This window comes from Parasphingorhabdus sp. W113 (assembly GCF_055693205.1).
The window spans coordinates 235,622-255,584 of record NZ_CM146328.1; the positions used below are offsets into that span (position 1 = coordinate 235,622).

The 19,963-nt window shown below is 61.4% G+C and carries 17 protein-coding genes; 8 read left to right on the top strand and 9 right to left on the bottom strand.

The features are described 5' to 3' along the window. Nucleotides 1-49: 49 nt before the first annotated feature. The 6 genes from ACZ1GS_RS01025 to ACZ1GS_RS01050 form a co-directional block, all read right to left on the bottom strand. Nucleotides 50-865 carry a matrixin family metalloprotease gene (locus ACZ1GS_RS01025; protein WP_472696650.1) on the bottom strand — a complete coding sequence of 272 codons (816 nt, stop codon included), beginning with the start codon at nucleotides 863-865 and terminating at the stop codon, nucleotides 50-52. A 60-nt stretch (nucleotides 866-925) separates the two neighbouring features. Further along, nucleotides 926-1,267: a hypothetical protein gene (locus tag ACZ1GS_RS01030; protein WP_472696651.1), complete on the bottom strand. Its 342-nt coding sequence runs from the start codon at nucleotides 1,265-1,267 to the stop codon at nucleotides 926-928. 146 nt (nucleotides 1,268-1,413) lie between these two features. Beyond that, complete coding sequence (locus ACZ1GS_RS01035; protein WP_472696652.1) at nucleotides 1,414-1,692, bottom strand: hypothetical protein; 279 nt, start codon at nucleotides 1,690-1,692, stop codon at nucleotides 1,414-1,416. Nucleotides 1,693-1,899: 207 nt separating this feature from the next. Further along, entirely contained in the window at nucleotides 1,900-5,295 is a 3,396-nt protein-coding gene (locus ACZ1GS_RS01040; protein WP_472696653.1) for an error-prone DNA polymerase, read from the bottom strand. Then, nucleotides 5,292-6,860: a Y-family DNA polymerase gene (locus ACZ1GS_RS01045; RefSeq protein ID WP_472696654.1), complete on the bottom strand. Its 1,569-nt coding sequence runs from the start codon at nucleotides 6,858-6,860 to the stop codon at nucleotides 5,292-5,294. Before ACZ1GS_RS01045 ends, ACZ1GS_RS01040 begins: the two co-directional genes overlap by 4 nt. Further along, the gene (locus tag ACZ1GS_RS01050; protein ID WP_472696655.1) at nucleotides 6,763-7,632 is read right to left on the bottom strand and encodes an ImuA family protein; all 870 of its coding nucleotides are present in this window, start codon (nucleotides 7,630-7,632) and stop codon (nucleotides 6,763-6,765) included. The genes ACZ1GS_RS01045 and ACZ1GS_RS01050 overlap by 98 nt, the downstream gene beginning before the upstream one ends. A 195-nt stretch (nucleotides 7,633-7,827) precedes the next feature. On the opposite strand from ACZ1GS_RS01050, the gene ACZ1GS_RS01055 reads away from it, so the two are divergent. The 3 genes from ACZ1GS_RS01055 (at nucleotide 7,828) to ACZ1GS_RS01065 (ending at nucleotide 9,973) form a co-directional block, all read left to right on the top strand. After that, nucleotides 7,828-8,568: a head GIN domain-containing protein gene (locus ACZ1GS_RS01055; RefSeq protein ID WP_472696656.1), complete on the top strand. Its 741-nt coding sequence runs from the start codon at nucleotides 7,828-7,830 to the stop codon at nucleotides 8,566-8,568. 77 nt (nucleotides 8,569-8,645) lie between these two features. After that, complete coding sequence (locus ACZ1GS_RS01060) at nucleotides 8,646-9,269, top strand: class I SAM-dependent methyltransferase (RefSeq protein WP_472696657.1); 624 nt, start codon at nucleotides 8,646-8,648, stop codon at nucleotides 9,267-9,269. Further along, nucleotides 9,266-9,973 carry a GIN domain-containing protein gene (locus ACZ1GS_RS01065; protein WP_472696658.1) on the top strand — a complete coding sequence of 236 codons (708 nt, stop codon included), beginning with the start codon at nucleotides 9,266-9,268 and terminating at the stop codon, nucleotides 9,971-9,973. Before ACZ1GS_RS01060 ends, ACZ1GS_RS01065 begins: the two co-directional genes overlap by 4 nt. A gap of 24 nt (nucleotides 9,974-9,997) precedes the next feature. Here the strand turns inward: ACZ1GS_RS01065 and ACZ1GS_RS01070 are convergent, their stop codons facing one another. Beyond that, nucleotides 9,998-10,207 carry a hypothetical protein gene (locus ACZ1GS_RS01070; protein ID WP_472696659.1) on the bottom strand — a complete coding sequence of 70 codons (210 nt, stop codon included), beginning with the start codon at nucleotides 10,205-10,207 and terminating at the stop codon, nucleotides 9,998-10,000. Between the two features lie 175 nt (nucleotides 10,208-10,382). Between ACZ1GS_RS01070 and ACZ1GS_RS01075 the strand changes: the two genes are divergently transcribed. Together ACZ1GS_RS01075 and ACZ1GS_RS01080 are read left to right on the top strand one after the other, a co-directional pair. Then, nucleotides 10,383-10,580, top strand: a complete 198-nt coding sequence (locus ACZ1GS_RS01075; RefSeq protein WP_472696660.1) for a hypothetical protein — start codon at nucleotides 10,383-10,385, stop codon at nucleotides 10,578-10,580. Nucleotides 10,581-10,668: 88 nt separating this feature from the next. Continuing rightward, nucleotides 10,669-12,042: a PQQ-dependent sugar dehydrogenase gene (locus ACZ1GS_RS01080; RefSeq protein WP_472696661.1), complete on the top strand. Its 1,374-nt coding sequence runs from the start codon at nucleotides 10,669-10,671 to the stop codon at nucleotides 12,040-12,042. Nucleotide 12,043: 1 nt separating this feature from the next. Here ACZ1GS_RS01080 and ACZ1GS_RS01085 read toward each other — a convergent pair whose 3' ends face one another. Beyond that, complete coding sequence (locus ACZ1GS_RS01085) at nucleotides 12,044-12,874, bottom strand: ATP-binding protein (protein WP_472696662.1); 831 nt, start codon at nucleotides 12,872-12,874, stop codon at nucleotides 12,044-12,046. 2 nt (nucleotides 12,875-12,876) lie between these two features. Next, the gene (locus tag ACZ1GS_RS01090) at nucleotides 12,877-14,628 is read right to left on the bottom strand and encodes an acyl-CoA dehydrogenase (RefSeq protein ID WP_472696663.1); all 1,752 of its coding nucleotides are present in this window, start codon (nucleotides 14,626-14,628) and stop codon (nucleotides 12,877-12,879) included. 52 nt (nucleotides 14,629-14,680) lie between these two features. Between ACZ1GS_RS01090 and ACZ1GS_RS01095 the strand changes: the two genes are divergently transcribed. From ACZ1GS_RS01095 to ACZ1GS_RS01105, 3 genes are all read left to right on the top strand, one after another. Then, on the top strand, nucleotides 14,681-15,634 hold the full coding sequence (locus ACZ1GS_RS01095) for an L-threonylcarbamoyladenylate synthase (RefSeq protein WP_472696664.1): 954 nt from the start codon (nucleotides 14,681-14,683) through the stop codon (nucleotides 15,632-15,634). Between the two features lie 128 nt (nucleotides 15,635-15,762). Further along, the gene (locus ACZ1GS_RS01100) at nucleotides 15,763-16,815 is read left to right on the top strand and encodes an efflux RND transporter periplasmic adaptor subunit (protein ID WP_472696665.1); all 1,053 of its coding nucleotides are present in this window, start codon (nucleotides 15,763-15,765) and stop codon (nucleotides 16,813-16,815) included. Nucleotides 16,816-16,851: 36 nt separating this feature from the next. Next, nucleotides 16,852-19,947, top strand: coding sequence for an efflux RND transporter permease subunit (locus ACZ1GS_RS01105; RefSeq protein WP_472696666.1), 3,096 nt, complete (start codon nucleotides 16,852-16,854; stop codon nucleotides 19,945-19,947). The last annotated feature ends 16 nt before the right edge of the window (nucleotides 19,948-19,963 follow it).

Below are 19,963 nucleotides of genomic sequence, written 5' to 3' on the forward strand. Positions count from 1 at the left end.
CCCTAACCCCGCCGGTCCCGTCTGGCGGGGTTTTTTCTTGGGGCAAAAGCTAGCAATCGCTGTCGACGGGCGCCGGTGGCGGGCCGTACAGCGATTGGCAGCCGGCAATGTCATCGGGGGCAAGAAACCGTTGCGGCCCGGAATAGCTGGGGAACATCAGGGCGCCGCGGACCCGGCTGTGGCCAAGCCCGATTGCGTGGCCGAATTCATGCGCGGCCACCGTCAGAAAATCGATCGCCTGGCTGTCGCTAATGTCGGTGCTCCAGTTTTCATCTTCATCGAAATGGGTGTCGCCGGCTAGCGGCCCGCCATTGGGCGGCGGAAAATAGGCATGGGCAAGGACGCCCGAGGGGCCGTCAAAAGGGGCATCATCGCCATGATCGGCGCGGGCAAATTCGATCGCCATATCAACGGCGACCGCATCGGGGGTTTGCGTGAAGGTCAGATCGCAATTGTCCGCCCACAAGGCAAAGGCTGCCGCGACGTCGCGTTCAACTTCGGACTGCGCCAGCTTTTCGGAGAATCGCGTGAACTGGTAGGTCAGCTCGGACTTGTCCCAGCGGCTCACCGCGGTGAAGGCCAGACCTTCGGGTTGCAGATCGGGGACGCCGCAGCGGGGGCGGCTCATTTCGCAAAGCGTGGCTTGATCGAGCTCGCCTGTCGCGGGCAGGCCGAAACAGCACTGGTAGAGCCGGATGGCTTTCTCGGTTGCGGCATCCATTTCCCCGCTGTGCAGGGTTCCAAAGCGGTCCTGCATATAACCAAAATGGCGGAGATAGGACTGGATCGCCGCGATCTCGCTGAGCGCCATGCTGCGGTCAAACAGCATGGCGCTCAGGTCGAGATCGGTAATTTTTGGCGTCATGGTTAGCTCCTCATCAAGCCGTTCTTCTGGTCATGATCGAGCATTGCATGGCGCTGCACGCTATTCCGAAGCCGTGCTTTCATCTTCTGCCGCAGCCGGTTCGTCAGGTGTTTCCGTGGCACTGGCATCGTCACCGGTTGCTTCGCCGGGTGCCGGTGGAACAGCGGGTTCTGCCATCGTGTCATCGGTGGACATGGCGCCGCCTTCAAGGCCGCTATCGGCCGGGGCGGTGTCATCCAGAGGGGCCGTATCCACGGGTTCTTCCATGGGCATTTCTTCGGTTGTGCCGAGTTCGTCACCAGCCGGGTCTTCAGCGGGCACATCACAGGCCGCCAGGGCGATCAGGGCAGGCGCCGCAATCAGCGCAGTGGCGATACGGGCGGGTTTCAGTTCTTGGGTCATGAGCTCTCTTCCATATTATTGTGACTGGAAAATGGGTGACGGCCAATCGGGCAGGGAGGGAGAATGCGCCGATTGGCCGCACCAGGTCAGGCACAGGGTTGGCTGGGGCCTTTATTGATCAGTTGTGATCAACGGTCGGGGCCAGATCATTTCGGATCAGGGGCACCGTCTCCGTCTTGGTCAAAGGCATCAGGGGCGCCATCGCCATCGGTATCCCAACTGTCGGGCTTTCCGTCACCACGTTGGTCCCAGGCATCCATTGTTCCATCACCATCGGTGTCGATGGTTGCCGGCGCTGCTTCTGGGGCAGCTTCTTCGGTTGTGCCTGTATCAGGGGTTTCTGGTGGCGTTTCCTGGGCAAATCCCGGGGCGGCGACCAGAGTTGCAGCGCCAAAGGCGGCTGTAATCAGGGATAATTTTTTCATCTACTCAACTCCATTGTTATCCCCCTGTCCCTTAAAAGATGGTGGTTATTGGGTGACATTCCAGAAGTTAGCGGTCAGCAGAATAGTGCGTGCGTTCAAGCGAAAAATGGCTGAAATTCGTCGTTATTTGCGGTCGCTCCATCCCGATTCGGCAAATTTTTCGAACAGAAGCGCCTCGCTGGCGAGTCGATGGACGGCGCGGATGGTTCAGTGGAAATCACGCGACTTTGGCAGGATGCGAACATTGCGCGGATGCCCGCTGCGGGGAAATTTGGGCCGGGGATTTTGCGGGCGCGCCGGCCGGTCCGCATCGGCCTCTTCATGCAACGCCGCCTGCTTGTCTTCGTTGCGATAAACCGGCCGGTTGACTTCATCGGCGCGGGCCATGGCAATCGGGGTGGTTTCCTGCTGGGCAATCGTATCAAGCATATGGGTATAGTCTTCGACCCGGCTGACCATCACATGGGTGACGCCTTCCCGGCTATGCTGGATTTCCCCGGAGGCAATCATCAACCGCGCGGCCATGACCGGACGGCGCATGGCTTCGAACCGGCGCGCCCAGAGCAGCAGATTGGCAATCCCGGTCTCATCCTCAAGAGTGATGAAAATCGCATTGCCCTTGCCCGGACGCTGGCGGATCAGGACGACGCCGGCGGTGCGGATAAAGCTGCCATTTTTGGCTTTCGCCACTTCGGCGCAACTGAGCACCCCCATCGCGCGCAAGCGATCGCGCAGAAATTCCATCGGATGGCCTTTGAGCGAGAGCCGGATGCTCTGATAGTCGGTAACGACATGTTCGCTCTTGGTCATGGCGGGCAAGCGCGCATCCTGTTCTTCTGCCTGCTCGCGGGCCTGTGCGGCGGCGAACAGCGGCAGCACATTGGACGGCGTTCGGCGCACTTCCCAGAGCGCCTGGCGCCGGTCGAGACCGATCGAGCGGCAGGCATCGGCATCGGCCAGCAGGCGCAAGGCGCGAGCGGGCAGCCCCGCCTGATGGGCGAGCTGCTCGATGCTGGCAAAGGGCTGTGCTGCGACGATCCGGTCGGCCCATTCTTCGCGAAAGCCGTCAATCTGGCGCAGGCCGATGCGCAGCGCGGGCTGTCTGCGCCTTGCCTCTTCCGCCTTGCTGACCGGGTCGGCAGGCTCAAGACTATTGTCCCAGCGGCTGTGATTAATGTCGACGCCGCGGACCATGACATCATGCTCGCGTGCATCGCGGACAAGCTGGGCCGGGGCATAGAAACCCATGGGCTGCGAATTGAGCAGGGCGGCGGCAAAGACCGCCGGATGATGGCATTTGATCCAGGAGCTGATATAGACCAATATGGCAAAGGACTGGGCATGGCTTTCGGGGAAGCCATAGCTGCCAAAGCCCTGGATCTGTTTGTAGCAGCGCTCGCCAAAATCCCGCTCATAGCCGCGCGCGACCATGCCTTCGATCATCTTTTCCTGAAAATGATGGATGGTGCCGACATTGCGGAAAGTCGCCATCGCCCGGCGCAGCTTGTTGGCATCGGCCGGAGAAAAATCCGCGGCGACAATCGCGAGCTTCATCGCCTGTTCCTGGAATAGCGGGACGCCAAAGGTCTTGCCGAGCACGGATTGCAGCTCGTCGGGATCATGCGGCGGCTTGGGGGAGGGCAGCGTGACCGCTTCGACCCCCGAGCGGCGGCGCAGATAGGGATGCACCATATCGCCTTCGATCGGACCGGGCCGGACGATTGCGACCTGAATCACCAGATCATAAAATTCGCGCGGGCGGAGGCGCGGCAGCATGTTGATCTGGGCCCGGCTTTCGACCTGAAACACCCCGATACTGTCCCCCTGGCACAGCATGTCATAGGTCGCCTTGTCCTCGCGCGGGACCGTCTTCAGGGCCCAGCGGTCGCCGCTGCCCGGCCGGTAGTCCTCGGGTGTGACACCGGTCTCCTCGAGCAGCCGGAACGCCTTGCGGATGCAGGTCAGCATGCCAAGACCGAGAATGTCGACCTTCATCAGGCCCAATGTGTCGATGTCATTCTTGTCCCACTCGATAAAGGTCCGGTCCTCCATCGCGGCATGGTGAATCGGAACGGTTTCATCGAGCCGGTCCTGAGTCAGGACAAAGCCTCCGACATGTTGCGACAGGTGGCGCGGGAACTGCAGGATATCGCGGACCAAATCCCCGAGCCGGATGATCTCGGGATTGGCCGGATCGAGTCCGGTTTCCTGAAACCGGCTGTCGGGCGCCTTGCTCGAATAGCTGCCCCAGACCGTACTCGACAGGCGGGCGGTGATGTCCTCGGACAGATCGAGCGCCTTGCCGACCTCGCGGATTGCGCTGCGCGACCGGTAGTGCACCACGGTGGCGGCAATGCCGGCGCGGTGGCGGCCATAGCGCTCGTAAATATATTGGATCACCTCCTCGCGCCGCTCATGCTCGAAATCGACATCAATATCCGGCGGCTCGCGGCGTTCTTCCGAGATGAAGCGGGAAAATAGCAGGTCATGCTTGACCGGATCGACCGATGTAATGCCGAGCAGGAAACAGACCGCGCTATTCGCCGCCGACCCGCGCCCCTGGCAGAGTATGCCTTTCGATCGCGCAAATTTGACAATATCATAGACGGTCAGGAAATAGGGCGCGTAGCGCAGCCGTTCGATCAAGCCGAGCTCTTCCTCCAGCTTGCTCTGGAGTATCGCGGGCAGGGTTTCGCCGTGCTGGGCATGGGCCGCATCCCAGGCAAGCTTCGCCAGCCATTTCTGCGGTGTCCAGCCTTTGGGCACCGGTTCGTCCGGATAATGATAGCTGAGTTCGTCGAGCGAAAAGCCGATGCGATCGAGCAGGACCTGGGTTTCGGCGATCGCTTCGGGACAATCGGTAAACAGCCGCGCAATTTCCCGCGGGCTCTTGAGATGACGTTCGGCATTAGCGGCGAGAATCCGGCCGGCTTTGGCAATGGTTGTCTTCTCGGCAATGCAGGTCAGAATATCGTGCAGCGGGCGCTGATCAGCGGTTGCATAGAGCGGATCATTGGTGGCGAGTAGCGGGATATGGGTGGCGTCGGCAAGCTTCTGGAGCGCCACGAGACGGCGCTTGTCGCGTCCCGCGCGCGGCATGGTTGCGGCGATCCAGAGATCGGGAATCCGGTGGCGCAGGAGATTCCAGAAATCGTCTTCTTGTACGGCGGAGCAAGGGAGAACGATCAGCGCCATATCTTCGGCCCATTCCAGCAAGTCGGCCTGGTAGAGCAGGCACGCGCCCTTTTCCGTGCGCAAATTGCCAACGGAAAGCAGCCGTGTCAGCCGGCCCCAGCCGCGCCGGTTGAGCGGATAGGCGATAATGTCCGGCGTGTCGTCGGCAAAGACCAGCCGCGATCCGACCACCAGCTTGAAATCGGGCAGGGCGATGCCTTCCTCTGCGGCGTCTTCATAGGCGGCGCGCAAGGCGGCATGGGCGCGGACGACGCCGGCGACGCTGTTGCGATCGGCAATGCCGATGCCGGTCATGCCCTGCGTCATGGCCTGCGCCACCATATTGGCCGGAGAGGAAGCCCCGCGCAGAAAGCTGTAATGGGTTGCGGCGCAGAGCTCGGCAAAGGCAGGCGGCGGCGCTCCGGTCATGCGAAAAGGCCGTGAATATACCAGTCGGGGCGTGCTTTCTCGCTGCCATAGAGCCCGTGCCGGAACAGCCAGTAGCGCCGTCCACGGCCATCCTCGACCCGGTAATAATCGCGTGTCAGCCCGCCTTTGCCGGGTTGCTGGCCATCGCGTCTCTGCCACCATTGCGAGGCAATCCGTTCCGGTCCTTCATAGCGGCGGACAAGATGGGTCTTGCGCCGCCAGACGAAACGGTAAGGCGGGCCATCGGGCACTTCCGCCATGACCGTAATATGCTGCGGGGGATCAAACAGGTGGAGCGGGCGCAGGGGCGGCTCACCAGGTTGCGGCGGGTCCCATTTTTGTGGCGCGCGCCCGTCGAGAGCGGGCAGATCGAGCGCGGGCAGGGCGAGCAGCCCCTGTTCGGGAATATGGCTGTCTGCGGGCTGGAACTGCTGGACCTGCTGGCGGCCCAATCGGGTGCTCAGCTGGCTGATCAGTGCGGCCTGATCCGCGCTGCTGTCCTGACCGCCTTCCAGACGATATTGTTCGGCGGCCAGATCATCGGCCGCAACGATTGTCAGACGGATCAGGTCATAGCCGAAACCGGGATTGAGCGGATCGTTCAGCGCGGCGATCCGTTCCTGGAGCAACCGCCGGAACAGTTTCGGGTCGCGGGTGGCCGGGGCGGTCTCGATCCGCAGCCGAGAGACCTCTCCGTCGCAGCGAAACAGCATCATCGCGATCATCCGCGCGCCCTGCCCGCGCTGTTCCAGCTCGACCGCCGCTTCGGCAAACAGCTCTTCGAGGCAGGCAATGGCAAAGTCGATATGGGTGAGCGGTTCGGCAAAGCGGCGCTCGACCTGGATATTGCCCTGTTTGCGGATCGGATTGATCGGGCGGTCCTCGATGCCCATGATCCGGTCAAGACGCAGCGCCAGCAGGCTGCCGAAGCGGGTCACCAGCGCCGCCCGGGGGCGAGTGACGAGATCGCCAATATGATAGAGCCCGGCCCGCTCCAGCGCGCGGTGAGTCTTGTCATCCATCGCCAGCGCCGAAACCGGCAGTTGCGCTTCGGCCCCTTCCCGCAAGCCGTGCCGGGCCAGCGCCAAGGCGGCATCCGGCGTCCCGCCCAGCGCCCAGCACAAGCCATGTCCCGCCTGATCAAAGCGGTCTTCGACATCCTCGATCAGAGCGGCTTCCGAGGCAAAGAAATGGGTGCAGCCGGTCAGGTCGAGCAGCAGCGCATTGGGCGGGGCCACCGATGTCATCGGGGTGTAGCGCTGACAGGCCTCGGCGAGCCGGTCGAGCAAGGCGGCATCGGCGAGCCGGTCATGATCAAAAACCTTGAGATCCGGCACCTGCGCGCGGGCATCGGCCAGCTTCATGCCGGGCCCCAGCCCAAGATGCGCGGCTTCGCGGTCGACCGCCATCAGCACCATCGCCCCCTTGACCTTGTCAATCAGCGCAAAAGGCTGACCGGCAAGCGGGTCAGGCGCGCCGATATTCTGTTTCGTGATCCGTTCCGATTCCAGAAACGGCAGGACGAGCGCCAGTATCCGGCGCGTCCTGAAAGCGTTGTGTTGCACGGTTCCACTCCAGATTGTGGGTCAGTCCGGTCAATCCGCGGCGATGGCGGAGCAGACTGACCGTAAAGGTGGGATAGCCAACGGCATTGGCGGCGAGAGCTATGGATGGGGCTGCGGCCACTTCCCAGCGGCTGAAGGCGGCGCTGGGCAGGGCGCTGGCCTGGCTGCGCACGAGCAGGGCGCTGGTGCCCGATTTCTGTGCGGATAGCGCGAGCCTGCGGGTGGCGGTGAGGTCGAGGCCCTTGGGAGATTTGCCGCTCAGTTCGGCAATGACCGCCCCAACGGCGGTCGAACGCACGGCATCGGCCGCGGCGCGCAACACGGACACGGCATCGGCGGCATTGATATGCAGGATATGATCCGGATTCAGTCCGAGTTCGGCCAGGCCGGGTGGATAGAGCCGGCCCTGCTGGCGGGCGCGGCTGGCTTCGCTGATCCACATTATGGGGCGAGGGGCATCGGCCGTCTGGCCCGGCATGCTAGCCCTCCGCGCGCGCTCGGCCACCAGCAGGCTGAGCGCGGCGGCGCTGCTGCGGTCTTCGGGTTCGGCCGCGTATATTTCATGCAAATGGGCGACTGGCAGCCCCGCCACCGGGCGTTCCCCTTGCAGCGCGCGGTCGAGCCTGTCCGCCCCGAAGGTGAAATGCGAAGGGGTCAGCGGGTCAGCTATTCCGGCCTGCGCAGACGGGCCGCGTTTGACGGAATGGCCCGCCAGACGCAGCGCATCATGCAAGCCAGCGGCTTGAAGGGCATGCGAATCGATAATGTTCATGGTTTGTTCCAATCTAGAGAACATTTCCCCGGGGTCAAGAAAGGCTTTGTTTTCCAGGAGCGTCACCATCAGAATTTACAAGTGCTGCCGCGCACCCCACAGGCTTGGCATCTCTTTTTCGGCCCGTTCCCAATCGCCTCTTGCATCGCCATAATCCTTACTGTATTAACACTGCAATACACATTGGAGGAATTTATGAAGAAGCTATTGTTTGTCATGCCCCTGTTCGCGCTCGCCGCCTGTGAAGGATCAATCGCCAGTGCGGTTGGCAACGCAGGGACCGGCAGTTTTGCAGACGGACAGACGATCAGCACCAATGCCAGTGACCCCGGTGAATTTAAGGGGGTTACGCTTGCGGGCCCCGATAATGTCGTGTTCACCACCGATAACAGTTACTCCATCCGCGCCGAAGGCGATGCGGATGCGATTGAGCGTCTGCGCTACAAGATTTCAGACGGGCAGCTCAAAATCGGCCGGGAGAAAAAGTCCGGCCTGTCCTGGGGCGATTCGGGATCGGTGACTGTCTATGTCAGTGCACCCGCCTTGCGCTCCGCCAAACTGGCCGGCGCGGGTGATATGAAAGTCGACAAGATGAGCGGCGACGCCGCAACCCTTAGTCTTGCCGGATCGGGTAATCTGGCTGTTGCCGAATTCGATACCGCCTCCGTCAAAACCAAAATTGCCGGCTCTGGTGATGTCAAACTGGCAGGATCTGCGGACATGATCAGCGTCTCTATTGCCGGTTCTGGCGATGTCAAAGGCAAAGACTTCAAAGCGGACAACGCGACGATCAAGATCGCCGGGAGCGGCAATGTTGCCCTGTCTTCTGACGGCACGGTCGATGCCCGAGTCTCGGGCTCCGGGGATATTCGCATCCACGGGGATGCCGATTGCAAATCCAAGGTGAGCGGTTCGGGCAAGGTCAATTGCGGCTAAGCGGGATGAGCGCTGCCGGCTGCGGTCTGTGGTAAAAAAACTTGGTGATCGGTTCGGGCTATGGCAGGACGGATGCCATGGCTAATTTCTGGGAAAGACACGCCGTACCCCGGCTGATCACATTCGCATGTTCGCAACCGGCGGTCATGAAAGACCGCAGCGAAATCGTTCCAAAAGCCTCCGGCAATGTGCTCGAACTGGGCTGTGGCGGCGGCATCAACCTGCAATTTTATGATCGCGACAAGGTAACCAGCCTGACCGGTCTCGATCCGTCGGCCGAGCTGCTCGACTATACCCGCCGCGAGGCTGCGGAACGGGGTATGCCGATGGAGATTCTCGATGGGATCGGGGAATCCATGCCGTTCACGGACGACCGGTTCGATACGATTTTGACCACTTTTACGCTTTGTTCAGTCCAGGACGGTAAGCAGGTCCTCAAGGAAATGCGCCGGGTGTTGAAGCCTGGCGGCAAAATCCTGTTTCTGGAACATGGTCGGGCGCCCGATCAGGGTCCGGAAAAATGGCAGCGCCGGATCGAACCGATGTGGAAACATATTGCCGGTGGATGCCATCTGCATCGCCCCGTGTCCAAATTGTTCGAAGCACAGGGGTTCGCGTTGCAGAATAATGACGGGCATTATGCCCCCAAGACGCCCCGCTGGCTGGGGTGGATGGAATTTGGAGAAGCACGCCCGCTATGATGAAACGACTGATCCTATTGGCGGCCGGATGGATGCTTGTGCTCCAGCCCGCGCAGGCGGCCGAGCGCAAATTTTCTCTGTTCAGTTTCGAAGAGGTGCGGATTGAAGGCGGCGCCGATGTCGTGATCACGACGGGCAAGGGCCCGGTCGCGCGCGCCGAAGCAGACAGTCGCGCCACGCTCGACCGGATTGCCTTTCGCAAAAGCGGCAAACAACTGGTTATCGCGGTCCAGGCCAAGACCGACAACACACGGCAATATTCCGCCGAAGAACCGATCACCATTTATCTGCATACTTATGATGTGAAGAAGATATCGCATCTTGGCACCGGCACGGTCTCGCTCGACCGGTTGGCCGGACGCGCGCCAGAGGTACGGGTCGGCGGATTTGGCAATCTCGCCATTGCGTCGGTCGATAGCGACCGTCTGGCGATTGCGATGACCGGTGGCGGCATGCTCACCATCGCCGGTGAAGCGCGGGACAGCCGGGTCCAATTGCTCGGGACCAGCACGTTGGAAGCCTCGCGCCTGACCGTGGAATCCCTGGACCTAGTTCAGCGCGGCCCGGCGAGCAGCCATATCATGGTCGAACGCGATGCCGCGATTACCAATAGCGGCAGCGGTGTGATCCAGATTGATGGCCGTCCCGATTGCAAAATCCGATCCAGCGGGTCTGCGCAGATTGTCTGCGACCCGGATAACTGACCGACAGCCTGGTTTGTTGCGATATTAGTGGATGGTTCCGATCGACTGGTCGATCGAGAGCAGCACACAGAGCCGTTCGACCTGGCGCCACTTGCAATAGTGAATATGATTTCCGACAGCCCGGCTTTGATCCGCGCGATTCGCTGCTTCCAGTCCGGCTTCTTCGCCAAAATTCTGAATCAGCTGCTCGGCATCAAAAAAATGGCTGGTGTCGATAAATACCGGTAATTGCAAGGGAAGGCTCCTGTAAACCATGCGACTCAAACGGCTTCGCTTTCTGTTAACCGCTCTAGGGGGAAGGGATGGAAATACTGTCAAAGGCAATGGTGAACAGAAATTCATCTTTTGTTAGCCGGCCCCCGGTGATCCGGCTTTTGACGTGGCCCGAAGGACGTGGCATGGCGCTGGCATGACCGATAATCCTGATCCGCAATCGAACATCCCGCAGGCTGGCTCTTCCAAAAGCGCTGGCGGCGTTTTCCTGGCTTTTGGCTGCATCGCCGGCGTGGTTATTGGGGGTTTGCTGGGACAACCGTCGATCGGGTTTCTGGCGGGACTGGCGCTTGGCGGGCTGATTGCCCTGGCCATCTGGTATGCCGACCGCTGACCGGACCGCTGACCGGACCGATGCCGGGCGCAGCAAACCGCCCGGCTGAGCGCTTGTCAGAACAGCCAGCGCTTCCTATTAAGGTCTTATGTTGAAACATCTCCGAAACGTTACGATTCTTCTCATCATTCTGGGCGTGGGTCTGGGCTATTATGTAACCCGCGGGGATACCGCGCGCCTGTCCGTGGAAGCCACGACCGGGCCGATTCCCGAAATCACCAATGTCCGGCCCGAACGCTTCCCGACGATCAACATTGCGGAAGCTGATCCGTGGGCTGGAGATGAAGGCCCGGTGGCGGCTGAAGGGCTGCAAGTCCAGCGGTTTTCCGAAGGGCTCGATCACCCCCGGTCGATGCTGCGCCTGCCCAATGGCGATATATTGGTTGCCGAAACCAACAGCCCGCCGCGCACCAACAAGGGGATTGAAGGCTGGATCATGCGCAATCTGATGGGCAAGGCGGGCGCGGGCACGCCGTCGGCCAACCGGATCAGCTTGCTGCGGGATGCCGACAAGGACGGGACAGCGGAAGAAAAATTTGCGCTGCTCGAAAATCTCAATTCACCGTTTGGCATGGCGCTGATCGACGACACGCTGTACGTCGCGGATACCAATGCCATCTACGCCTATCCCTACACGGAAGGCGACACCAAGATCACCGCGAAAGGTCGCAAGGTGGCCAATCTCAATGCCAAGGCGCCGAATAATCACTGGACGCGCAACATCATTGCCAGTCCGGATGGCAAATATCTTTTCGTGGCGGTCGGCTCGAACAGCAATATCGGCGAAAATGGGATGGACACCGAAGACGACCGCGCGGCCATCCTGCGGGTGGAACTGACGACCAACAAGAAGATTATCTACGCCGCCGGTCTGCGCAACCCGGTGGGGCTGGCCTATGAACCGACCACCAACGAGCTGTGGACGGTGGTCAACGAACGCGACATGCTCGGTAGCGATATGGTGCCGGACTATATGACCCAGGTGCGCTTTGGCGCGCATTATGGCTGGCCCTGGCATTTCTGGGGCGGGCATGTCGATCCCCGGGTAGAGCCGAAAAATCTCGATCACCGGCAATATGAACGACGGCCCGACTATGGCCTTGGCGCCCATGTTGCACCGCTCGGCCTGGCTTTTGCCAATGGGCAGGCGCTGGGCGCGCCGTTTGACAATGGCGCGGTCATTGCCCGCCACGGGTCGTGGAACCGCCAGCCGCTGTCCGGCTATGATGTGGTCTATGTGAATTTCGACGAAAAAGGCGAACCGGTGGGCAAACCGGTGCCGCTGCTCACCGGATTTGTCGATGCTGATGAAAAGGCGCAGGGCCGCCCGACCATGGTGGAATTCGACCAGACCGGCGCCTTGCTGGTCAGCGATGATGTCGGCGGTATCATCTGGCGGGTTTCGCGCTCCGGTGCCAGTGCGCCGGATGCCGAAGCAACAGAAGCCGCGGCTGCGGAATGAACTAGCGCAGCTTTGTCCCGGCCCGTCCGGCCAGCTCGACAATATATTGCCAGGCCACACGGCCGGAGCGATGACCGCGTTGCTGCGCCCAAAGCAACGCATCTTCGGGATCGAACGCAAGATCATGCGCCTGCGCATAGCGCGCGACCATCGCCAGATAATCATCCTGGCTGGCGGCGTGAAAACCCAGCCGCAATCCGAAGCGGTCGGATAGCGCGAGCTTGTCATCCAGCACATCACGCGGATTGACCGGATCATCCTGTTCGCGCATCTGCCGCGAGACGATGTGCCGGCGGTTGGAGGTTGCATAGAGGCGGACATTGGCGGGCCGCGCCGCTGCGCCGCCTTCAAGCAGCGACCGCAACCAGCGCGGTGCGGAACTGCCTTCTTCAAAGCCGATATCGTCGATGAACAGCACGAACGCGCGGTCCACGGCGCCAAGCGTGTCGAACAGCGCGGGTAGCGTTTCCAGCATGTCCGCAGAGGTCTCGACCAGGGCCAGGTCGAGGCCATCGGTCTGGATGGTCTTGACCACGGATTTGATCAGCGCTGACTTGCCCATCCCGCGCGAGCCCCAGAGCAGCACGTCATGGGCTTCATGGCCGCGCGCAAGGCGCTGGCTGTTGTCGAGCAGGCGCGCCTTCTGATCGTCGATACCGGTCAGCAGGTCGAGGGCAATTGGAGCAAAGGATGGAACCGCCCGTGCGCCCCTTTCAGACCATGTAAAGGCCGACCCGGTCGTCAGGTCGACCGAAGACCGGTCGGCGGGTGCGAGGCGCTCGAGCGCGTCCGCGATGCGGGCGAGGATCCGATCGGTTTCCTCGGCCGCCATGATCAGGCAACCAGCTCGTCATGGCCCAGTTGATAGAGAATGTCCGCGCCCGCCATCGCGGCGGCCTGCAATCCCATCGCTTCCGGTACCAAATGATCGAGATAATAGCGCGTGGTCACCAGCTTGGCCTTGAGAAACGGATCATCATTGTCCTGCAATTCCGCCTGCGCAATGCGGTGCTGCTTGGCCATCAGCATGCCGCAGGTTGCGGTCGCCAGCATCGTCATGAACGGATAGCTGCCCGCCAGTCGATCATCGATTGAGGCATCGCCGCCGGCCATCCACTCGGCCACCGCTTCCACCGCATCAGCCAGCCGCGCCAGGCCGGGTTCTTCTTTGGCCTCAACCTTGATGTCGGCAATCAGCGCGCGCATCGCATCGCCGCCGTCGAGACCGAGTTTGCGGCCGACCAGATCAGCCGCCTGAATGCCATTTGTGCCTTCATAAATCGGGGCAATCCGGGCGTCCCGGAAATGCTGGGCCGCGCCGGTTTCCTCGACAAAGCCCATGCCGCCATGGACTTGCAGGCCAATCGAAGCGACCTCGTTGCCGATATCGGTGCCATAGCCCTTGATCAGCGGCGTCAGGATTTCGGCGCGGGCCTTGCCGCCGTCAATCCCCAGCGTCGCCTTGTCGACATGGGACGTCGCATAATAGAGCAGCGCGCGGGCAGCCTGGGTCAGCGCCTTGCTGCGCAACAGCATCCGGCGGACATCCGGATGCTCGATAATCGCAACCGGGTCCTTGCTGCCGCTGCCGGCGCGGGCGGACTGCACCCGCTCGCTGGCATAGTGAATCGCCTGCTGGGTGGCGCGTTCCGCGATCTGAACGCCTTGCGACCCGACGTTGATCCGGGCGTTGTTCATCATCGTGAACATCGCTTTCATCCCGCCAAATTCGCCGCCGATCATTTCGCCGATACATTCATCCTGCTCGCCATAGGCCATGACACAGGTTGGCGAGGCGTGAATGCCCAGCTTGTGCTCGATCGAGACGCAGGTGACATCATTGGGCGCGCCGGGATTGCCCTCGCTGTCGAGATGATATTTGGGCACAATGAACAGCGAAATGCCGCGCGTGCCTTCGGGCGCACCGGGCGTCCGCGCCAGCACCAGATGAATGATGTTATCGGTCAGATCATGCTCGCCAAAGGTGATATAGATTTTCTGGCCCTTGATCTTGTATTTTCCGGCATGCTCGCCGTCGCTGATCGGCTCGGCCGTGGCGCGCAGCGCGCCGACATCCGATCCCGCCTGCGGCTCGGTCAGGTTCATCGTGCCGGTCCATTCCCCGGAAATCATCTTGGCCAGATAGGTTGCCTGCTGGTCGGCGCTGCCATGGGCGTGGATCGCCTCGACCGCACCAAAGCTCAGCATCGGGCACAGCGTGAACGCGAAATTGGCCGCGCCGCATGTTTCGAGCACCAGCGCCGACAGCGAATAGGGCAGGCCCTGGCCGCCAAATTCTTCGGCGCCGTCAATCGACGCCCAGCCACCCGCGACAAACTGGTCATAGGCCTGGCGGAACCCGTCCGGCATCGTGACCTTGCCGTCCTGCCACCGCGCGCCGACCATATCGCCGGTGCGGTTGATCGGGGCGAATTCACCGGCGGCAAACTGGCCAATGCCCTCGACAATCGCCTCGACCATGTCTTCGCTGGCCCCGGCAAAGCGGTCATGCGCCGCCAGTTCGGGCAGATTGGCGATATGCTTGAGGACAAAATTCTGTTCTCGGCTGGGTGCTGTAAAGCTCATGGGGTTGGTATCCGCTCTTGCTTGAAATCTCGCTGGGCTATAGCGCCCTATCATGACCGGCTCAAATGATCATATTGATGAAAGCGCAGGACGCTACGACATGGCCGCCATCACCAGCGCTGCGGATGCTCTCAAGGCCGGTGCTTTGGTCGCTGTGCCGACTGAAACCGTCTACGGGCTCGCTGCCGATTCGACCAATGCCGCGGCGATTGCCGCGATCTACCGCACCAAGGGCCGGCCGGATTTCAATCCCCTGATTGTCCATGTGCCGGACCGGATAGCGGCCGATCAACTGGGTGTCTTCGATGACCTAGCCAGCCGTCTGGCGGAAAAATTCTGGCCCGGTCCGCTCACGCTGGTCGTCCCGAAAGCACCCGATTGTCCTGTGGTGCCCGCTGTGACCGCGGGTCTCGATACGATTGCGCTGCGCATGCCCGCCCATCCGGTGATGCGCGCGCTGCTGGCGGAATCGGGCCTTTATCTGGCGGCACCGTCGGCCAATAAAAGCGGTGGGATCAGCCCGACATCCCCGGACCATGTCACCCGAAGCCTCGGCTCGGATGCGCCGATGATCCTGGATGGCGGGGTGAGCGCACAGGGCCTGGAATCGACCATCGTGGCGATCCGCGAAGACGGCTATGAAAATTTGCGGCCGGGGCCGATCACGCAGGAGGCGCTGGAAGCCTGCACCGGGCAGCGGTCCCTGATCGCGCGCAGTGACTTGATCGAAGCGCCGGGCCAGCTGTCGCGGCATTATGCGCCGAGCAAGCCGATCCGGCTGGCCGCCGAGACCGCTGATCCGGACGAGTTTCACATTGGCTTTGGCAAAATAGCAGGCGATGCCAATCTTTCCAGCGCCGGTGATCTGGCCGAGGCCGCCAGCAATTTGTTCGCGCTTCTTCATCAGGCAGACGAAAGCAGCCGTGCCGGGATCGCCGTGGCGCCGGTGCCAACCGTCGGCATTGGCGTGGCGCTGAATGACCGGTTGCGCCGCGCCGCGTCCTGATCCGCTGTGGCAGACGGGGGACAATTGGACTGGATTTGCAAGATATTGGTTGCAAGTTGCAATTTTTTATTGGTCCCGCGGCTTTCGCGACCTATGCTGCCGGATCGAAGGGGACGTTTTTAGGTCATATGACGGGGTTCGTTCAAAAATCTCAGGCTTTGCTATGTGTGCTTTTGCTGGCCGCTTGCGCTGAGCAGGAGGTTTCCGAGGAGCCAAAGAGCCGCGAGGCAATTGCCGCTTCGGTGGTGACCGTGCAACCGGCGAGCCAGAATGAAATCCTCAATGCCGCCGGTACGGTGCGCCTGCGCCGGGAAACCGAGCTGGGCTTTACCACCGCTGGTCAGGTTGCTTCGGTGCGTTACGAAGAAGGCGACCGGGTCAAGCGCGGCGCCATATTGGCGGCGCTCGACAACAGCACGGTGTCGGCCGATCTGGAATCAGCCCGCGCGGAACGGGATCGGGCCGATGCGGAATTTGAACGGATCCAGTCGCTTTATGCCGATGGCTGGGTAACCAAGGCCCGTCTGGAACAATCCCAAGCGGCGTTGCGATCCGCCAAGGCGCTGGTCAATGCCAGTGGCTTTGCCAGCCGGACGGCGCGTATTTCCGCACCCAGCAACGGCATCATCCTGCAACGCAATATTGATCCGGGTCAGGCGATTCCTGCCGGCGCCACCGCCATTGTCCTGGGAGAAACCGACAAGGGTTTTGTCTTGCGTGTGCCGCTCACCGATGGTGATGCCGCCCGGGTTCGGGTCGGGATGCGGGCGCTGGTGTCGATCAGCGCGGTGTCGGAGCAGCCGATTGAGGCGGTGGTCAGTGAAAAAGACGGGCGTGCTGATGCTCGCACGGGCACCTTTGAAGTCAGCTTCCTGCTTCCCGCCAATGACCGGCTGCGCTCCGGACAGCTGGGGTCGGTGGAAATCGAAGTCTCGCGCGGCAATGACGGTTCGATTGCCATTCCCGCCACCGCGATATTCGGGGTGCGTTCCGGTGAAGGGCTGGTCTTTGTCGTCGATGACAAACAGCGTGTGAAACAGCGCAACGTGATCATCGGCGCGTTGACCGACGACAATCTCGAAATCGCATCGGGACTGAACGAGGGAGACGTTGTGGTCACGCGCGGGACAGAAAAGCTCCGCGACGGTGATCTGATCAAACCGGTTCGCGCGGCCCAATGATCGGATTGACCATGCTATTGCAGGCGATCTGCTGACATGCTGGCCGAATTCGTCATAAAGCGATGGCAACTGACAATGGTCATCTTCCTGCTGCTCGTGGTGCTCGGGATCAGCGCACTGGTCAATATTCCCCGCGCCGTCGACCCGCATTTTCCGATACCCGCAACCAATGTGATCGCGATTCTTCCGGGGGCCGATGCCCAGGATATGGAAGAGACCGTCGCCAAGCCGATTGAAGAGGTGCTGCAAGGGCTCGATGATGTCGTCAAAGTGGAATCCACCAGCACCGATGGCGGCACCGTCATCCAGGTCGAGTTTTCGGACTGGTCCGGCGATGTCGAGGGTTATTTCGATGACGTGGTGCGCGAGGTATCCGCGATCCGCGATCAACTGCCGGAAAATCTCCAACGGCTGGAGTTTCGCAAGTTCCGGACCACGGAGGCCGCGATCGTGCAACTGGCGCTGGTCAGTGAAACCGCCTCGTGGCGCCGGATGGAGAAATATGCCGATGATCTGTCCGACAATCTGAGCCGGTTCGAAGGCGTCCGCGAAGTCAGGATCTTCGGCCTGCCCCAGCCCGAAGTGAGCGTCGAGATTGATCCGGCGCGGCTATCGGAATTGAAACTGCCGCCGAGCGCGGTGGCTGATGCCTTGCGCCAGGGCGGCGTCGAATTGCCCGGCGGGGCCGTGCAAAGCGGTGGACGGCGCCTGAATGTCGAGGCTGGCGGCGCGTTTCGCGACCTTGATACCATTCGATCCTTGCCGCTGCGCGCGGCTGGTGGTGGTTTGCTGACCGTCAAGGATGTCGCGACGGTGAAATGGGGCGCCGAAGAGCAGATTTACCGGACACGCCATAATGGACAGCGCGCCATTTTCATGACCGCAACCCAGAAAGACGGCCTCGACGTGACCCGCCTGAAAGCCGAGCTGGACGGCACATTGGAGAAACAGAAGTCGATATTGCCGCCGGATATCAAGCTGGTGGAGCAGTTCGATCAAAGCCGGGATGTGAAACGCCGGCTCGGCGAGCTGACCCGCGATTTCCTGATCGCTATCGGATTGGTGATCTTCACCTTGTTGCCGCTGGGCATGCGGGCGTCCGGGATCGTTATGATCTCGATACCGTTGTCGCTCGCGTCCGGCATGCTGGTGCTCTATGCCTTTGGCTATAATCTCAGCCAGCTGTCGATTGCCGGGTTCATCGTGTCGCTCGGGCTGCTGGTCGATGACAGCATCGTGGTGACCGAGAATATCGCCCGCCATTTGCGGATGGGCAAAAGCCGGATGCGGGCCGCGATTGACGCCAGTCTGGAAATCCGGGCGGCGGTGATCGGCTCGACATTTGTTCTGGTCTTCGCGTTTGCGCCGCTGCTGTTTCTGCCCGAAGGCGCCGGTGCTTACACGCGTTCATTCTTTCTCTCGATCATGGCGACGGTGCTGGCGTCGCTGGTGATTTCGCTGTCGCTGATTCCGTTTCTCGCCAGCCGGATGCTTCGCCGCGATGAAGATCCCGAAGGCAATGCCGCGCTGCAATGGGTGAATGCCCGAATCCACAGCTTTTACCGGCCGATCCTGCACAAGGCCTTGGGCGCGCCGTGGAAGACGGTATCGATTGCCATGATATTGTGCCTGTCCGCCTTTGCGCTGGTGCCTTCGATGGGCTTTTCGCTATTCCCCTTTGCCGACGCCCCCTATTTTCGCGTGGCGGTGGAAACGGAACAGGGCAGCAGCCTCGACCAGACCGATGTCGTGGTCCGCGAAGTCGCCGAAATCCTGGAAGGCGAACCCAGCGTGAAAGTCCGGGCGGAAAATGTCGGCAATGGCAATCCGCAGGTCTTCTACAATATCGGACCACGGGCGGAGCGCACCAACTATGGCGAGGTACTTGCCGTTCTGGACGAATGGGGTGCGCAGGAAGGACCCGAGCTGGTCGCACGGCTGCGCGGGAAATTTGACCAGATTGCCGGTGCGCGGGTCAAGCTCGAGCTGTTCCAGAACGGCGCGCCGATCGAGGCTCCGGTGGTCATCCGGATCAGCGGGCCGGAACTCGACGGGTTGAAGGATGCCGCTGCGCAGGTCGCCAATATACTGCGCGACACGCCGGGCGCGCGGGATATCAACAATCCGATCGCGACCGACAAGATCGATCTCGACATTGGCCTCGACGCCAACAAGGCGGCCCTGCTTGATATACCGCCAGGGGAACCGCGGCGCGCCATCCGTCTGGCCCTGAGCGGCGAGCAGGCGGCGACGTTCCGTGACCCGGAAGGCGACAATTATCCGGTGACCGTGCGCCTGCCGCTCAAAGACACGCAACCGGTTTCGGCGCTGGATGATATTTATCTGGCGACCCGCAGCGGGGATCCGGTCGCGCTGTCCCAGGTCAGCAATCCCAAATTGTCCAATGTGCCCTCCCAGATTCAGCGTTTCCAGTTGCAGCGTTCGGTGTCGATCACCGCGCAGGTGGAATATGACGCAATCCCGGCCAGCGTGACCAATTCCGCGGTGCAAAAGGTCAGTGAACTGGATTTGCCCGATGGCTACGAGTTTTCGGTGGGCGGCGAAGCCGAGGCGATCGGCAAGACTTTTGGCGATTTCGGATCGGTGATCGCCGCCGCGCTGCTGCTGATCTTCGCGGTACTGGTGGCCGAATTCGGACGGTTTCGCGAAACGATTGTGGTCGCGGGGGTCATTCCGCTGGGGACTTTCGGCGGTATCATTGCGCTGTTCATCACCGGTAACAGTATGGGCTTCATGGCGATTATCGGGTTTATCGCGCTGATCGGGATCGAGATTAAGAACTCCATCCTGCTGGTCGATTTCACCACCCAGTTGCGCGATCGCGGCATGCCGCTGCGCGAAGCGATTGAGGAAGCGGGTGAAGTCCGCTTCCTGCCGGTGCTGCTGACGTCGATCACCGCGATTGGCGGGCTGATGCCGCTCGCTTTGCTGGGCGGCGCGCTCTACGCCCCGGTGGCGATCATAATAATTGGCGGTTTGATCAGTTCGACCTTGCTTTCCCGGGTTGTCACCCCAGCTATGTACTGGTTGATTGCGCGCCGATCCGAGGAACAGCGGGATGCAACCGACAATTCAGATGGTCCCGCGTCCGAGCAACCGGTGCCGGCCTAGCAAGGAGTATGTTATG

Coding starts and splice junctions, on each gene's coding strand:
- ACZ1GS_RS01025 (WP_472696650.1), bottom strand. CDS start 865: ATGACGCCAAAAATTACCGATCTCGACCTGAGCGCCATGCTGTTTGAC.
- ACZ1GS_RS01030 (WP_472696651.1), bottom strand. CDS start 1,267: ATGACCCAAGAACTGAAACCCGCCCGTATCGCCACTGCGCTGATTGCG.
- ACZ1GS_RS01035 (WP_472696652.1), bottom strand. CDS start 1,692: ATGAAAAAATTATCCCTGATTACAGCCGCCTTTGGCGCTGCAACTCTG.
- ACZ1GS_RS01040 (WP_472696653.1), bottom strand. CDS start 5,295: ATGACCGGAGCGCCGCCGCCTGCCTTTGCCGAGCTCTGCGCCGCAACC.
- ACZ1GS_RS01050 (WP_472696655.1), bottom strand. CDS start 7,632: ATGAACATTATCGATTCGCATGCCCTTCAAGCCGCTGGCTTGCATGAT.
- ACZ1GS_RS01055 (WP_472696656.1), top strand. CDS start 7,828: ATGAAGAAGCTATTGTTTGTCATGCCCCTGTTCGCGCTCGCCGCCTGT.
- ACZ1GS_RS01060 (WP_472696657.1), top strand. CDS start 8,646: ATGGCTAATTTCTGGGAAAGACACGCCGTACCCCGGCTGATCACATTC.
- ACZ1GS_RS01065 (WP_472696658.1), top strand. CDS start 9,266: ATGATGAAACGACTGATCCTATTGGCGGCCGGATGGATGCTTGTGCTC.
- ACZ1GS_RS01075 (WP_472696660.1), top strand. CDS start 10,383: ATGACCGATAATCCTGATCCGCAATCGAACATCCCGCAGGCTGGCTCT.
- ACZ1GS_RS01080 (WP_472696661.1), top strand. CDS start 10,669: ATGTTGAAACATCTCCGAAACGTTACGATTCTTCTCATCATTCTGGGC.
- ACZ1GS_RS01085 (WP_472696662.1), bottom strand. CDS start 12,874: ATGGCGGCCGAGGAAACCGATCGGATCCTCGCCCGCATCGCGGACGCG.
- ACZ1GS_RS01090 (WP_472696663.1), bottom strand. CDS start 14,628: ATGAGCTTTACAGCACCCAGCCGAGAACAGAATTTTGTCCTCAAGCAT.
- ACZ1GS_RS01095 (WP_472696664.1), top strand. CDS start 14,681: ATGACCGGCTCAAATGATCATATTGATGAAAGCGCAGGACGCTACGAC.
- ACZ1GS_RS01100 (WP_472696665.1), top strand. CDS start 15,763: ATGACGGGGTTCGTTCAAAAATCTCAGGCTTTGCTATGTGTGCTTTTG.
- ACZ1GS_RS01105 (WP_472696666.1), top strand. CDS start 16,852: ATGCTGGCCGAATTCGTCATAAAGCGATGGCAACTGACAATGGTCATC.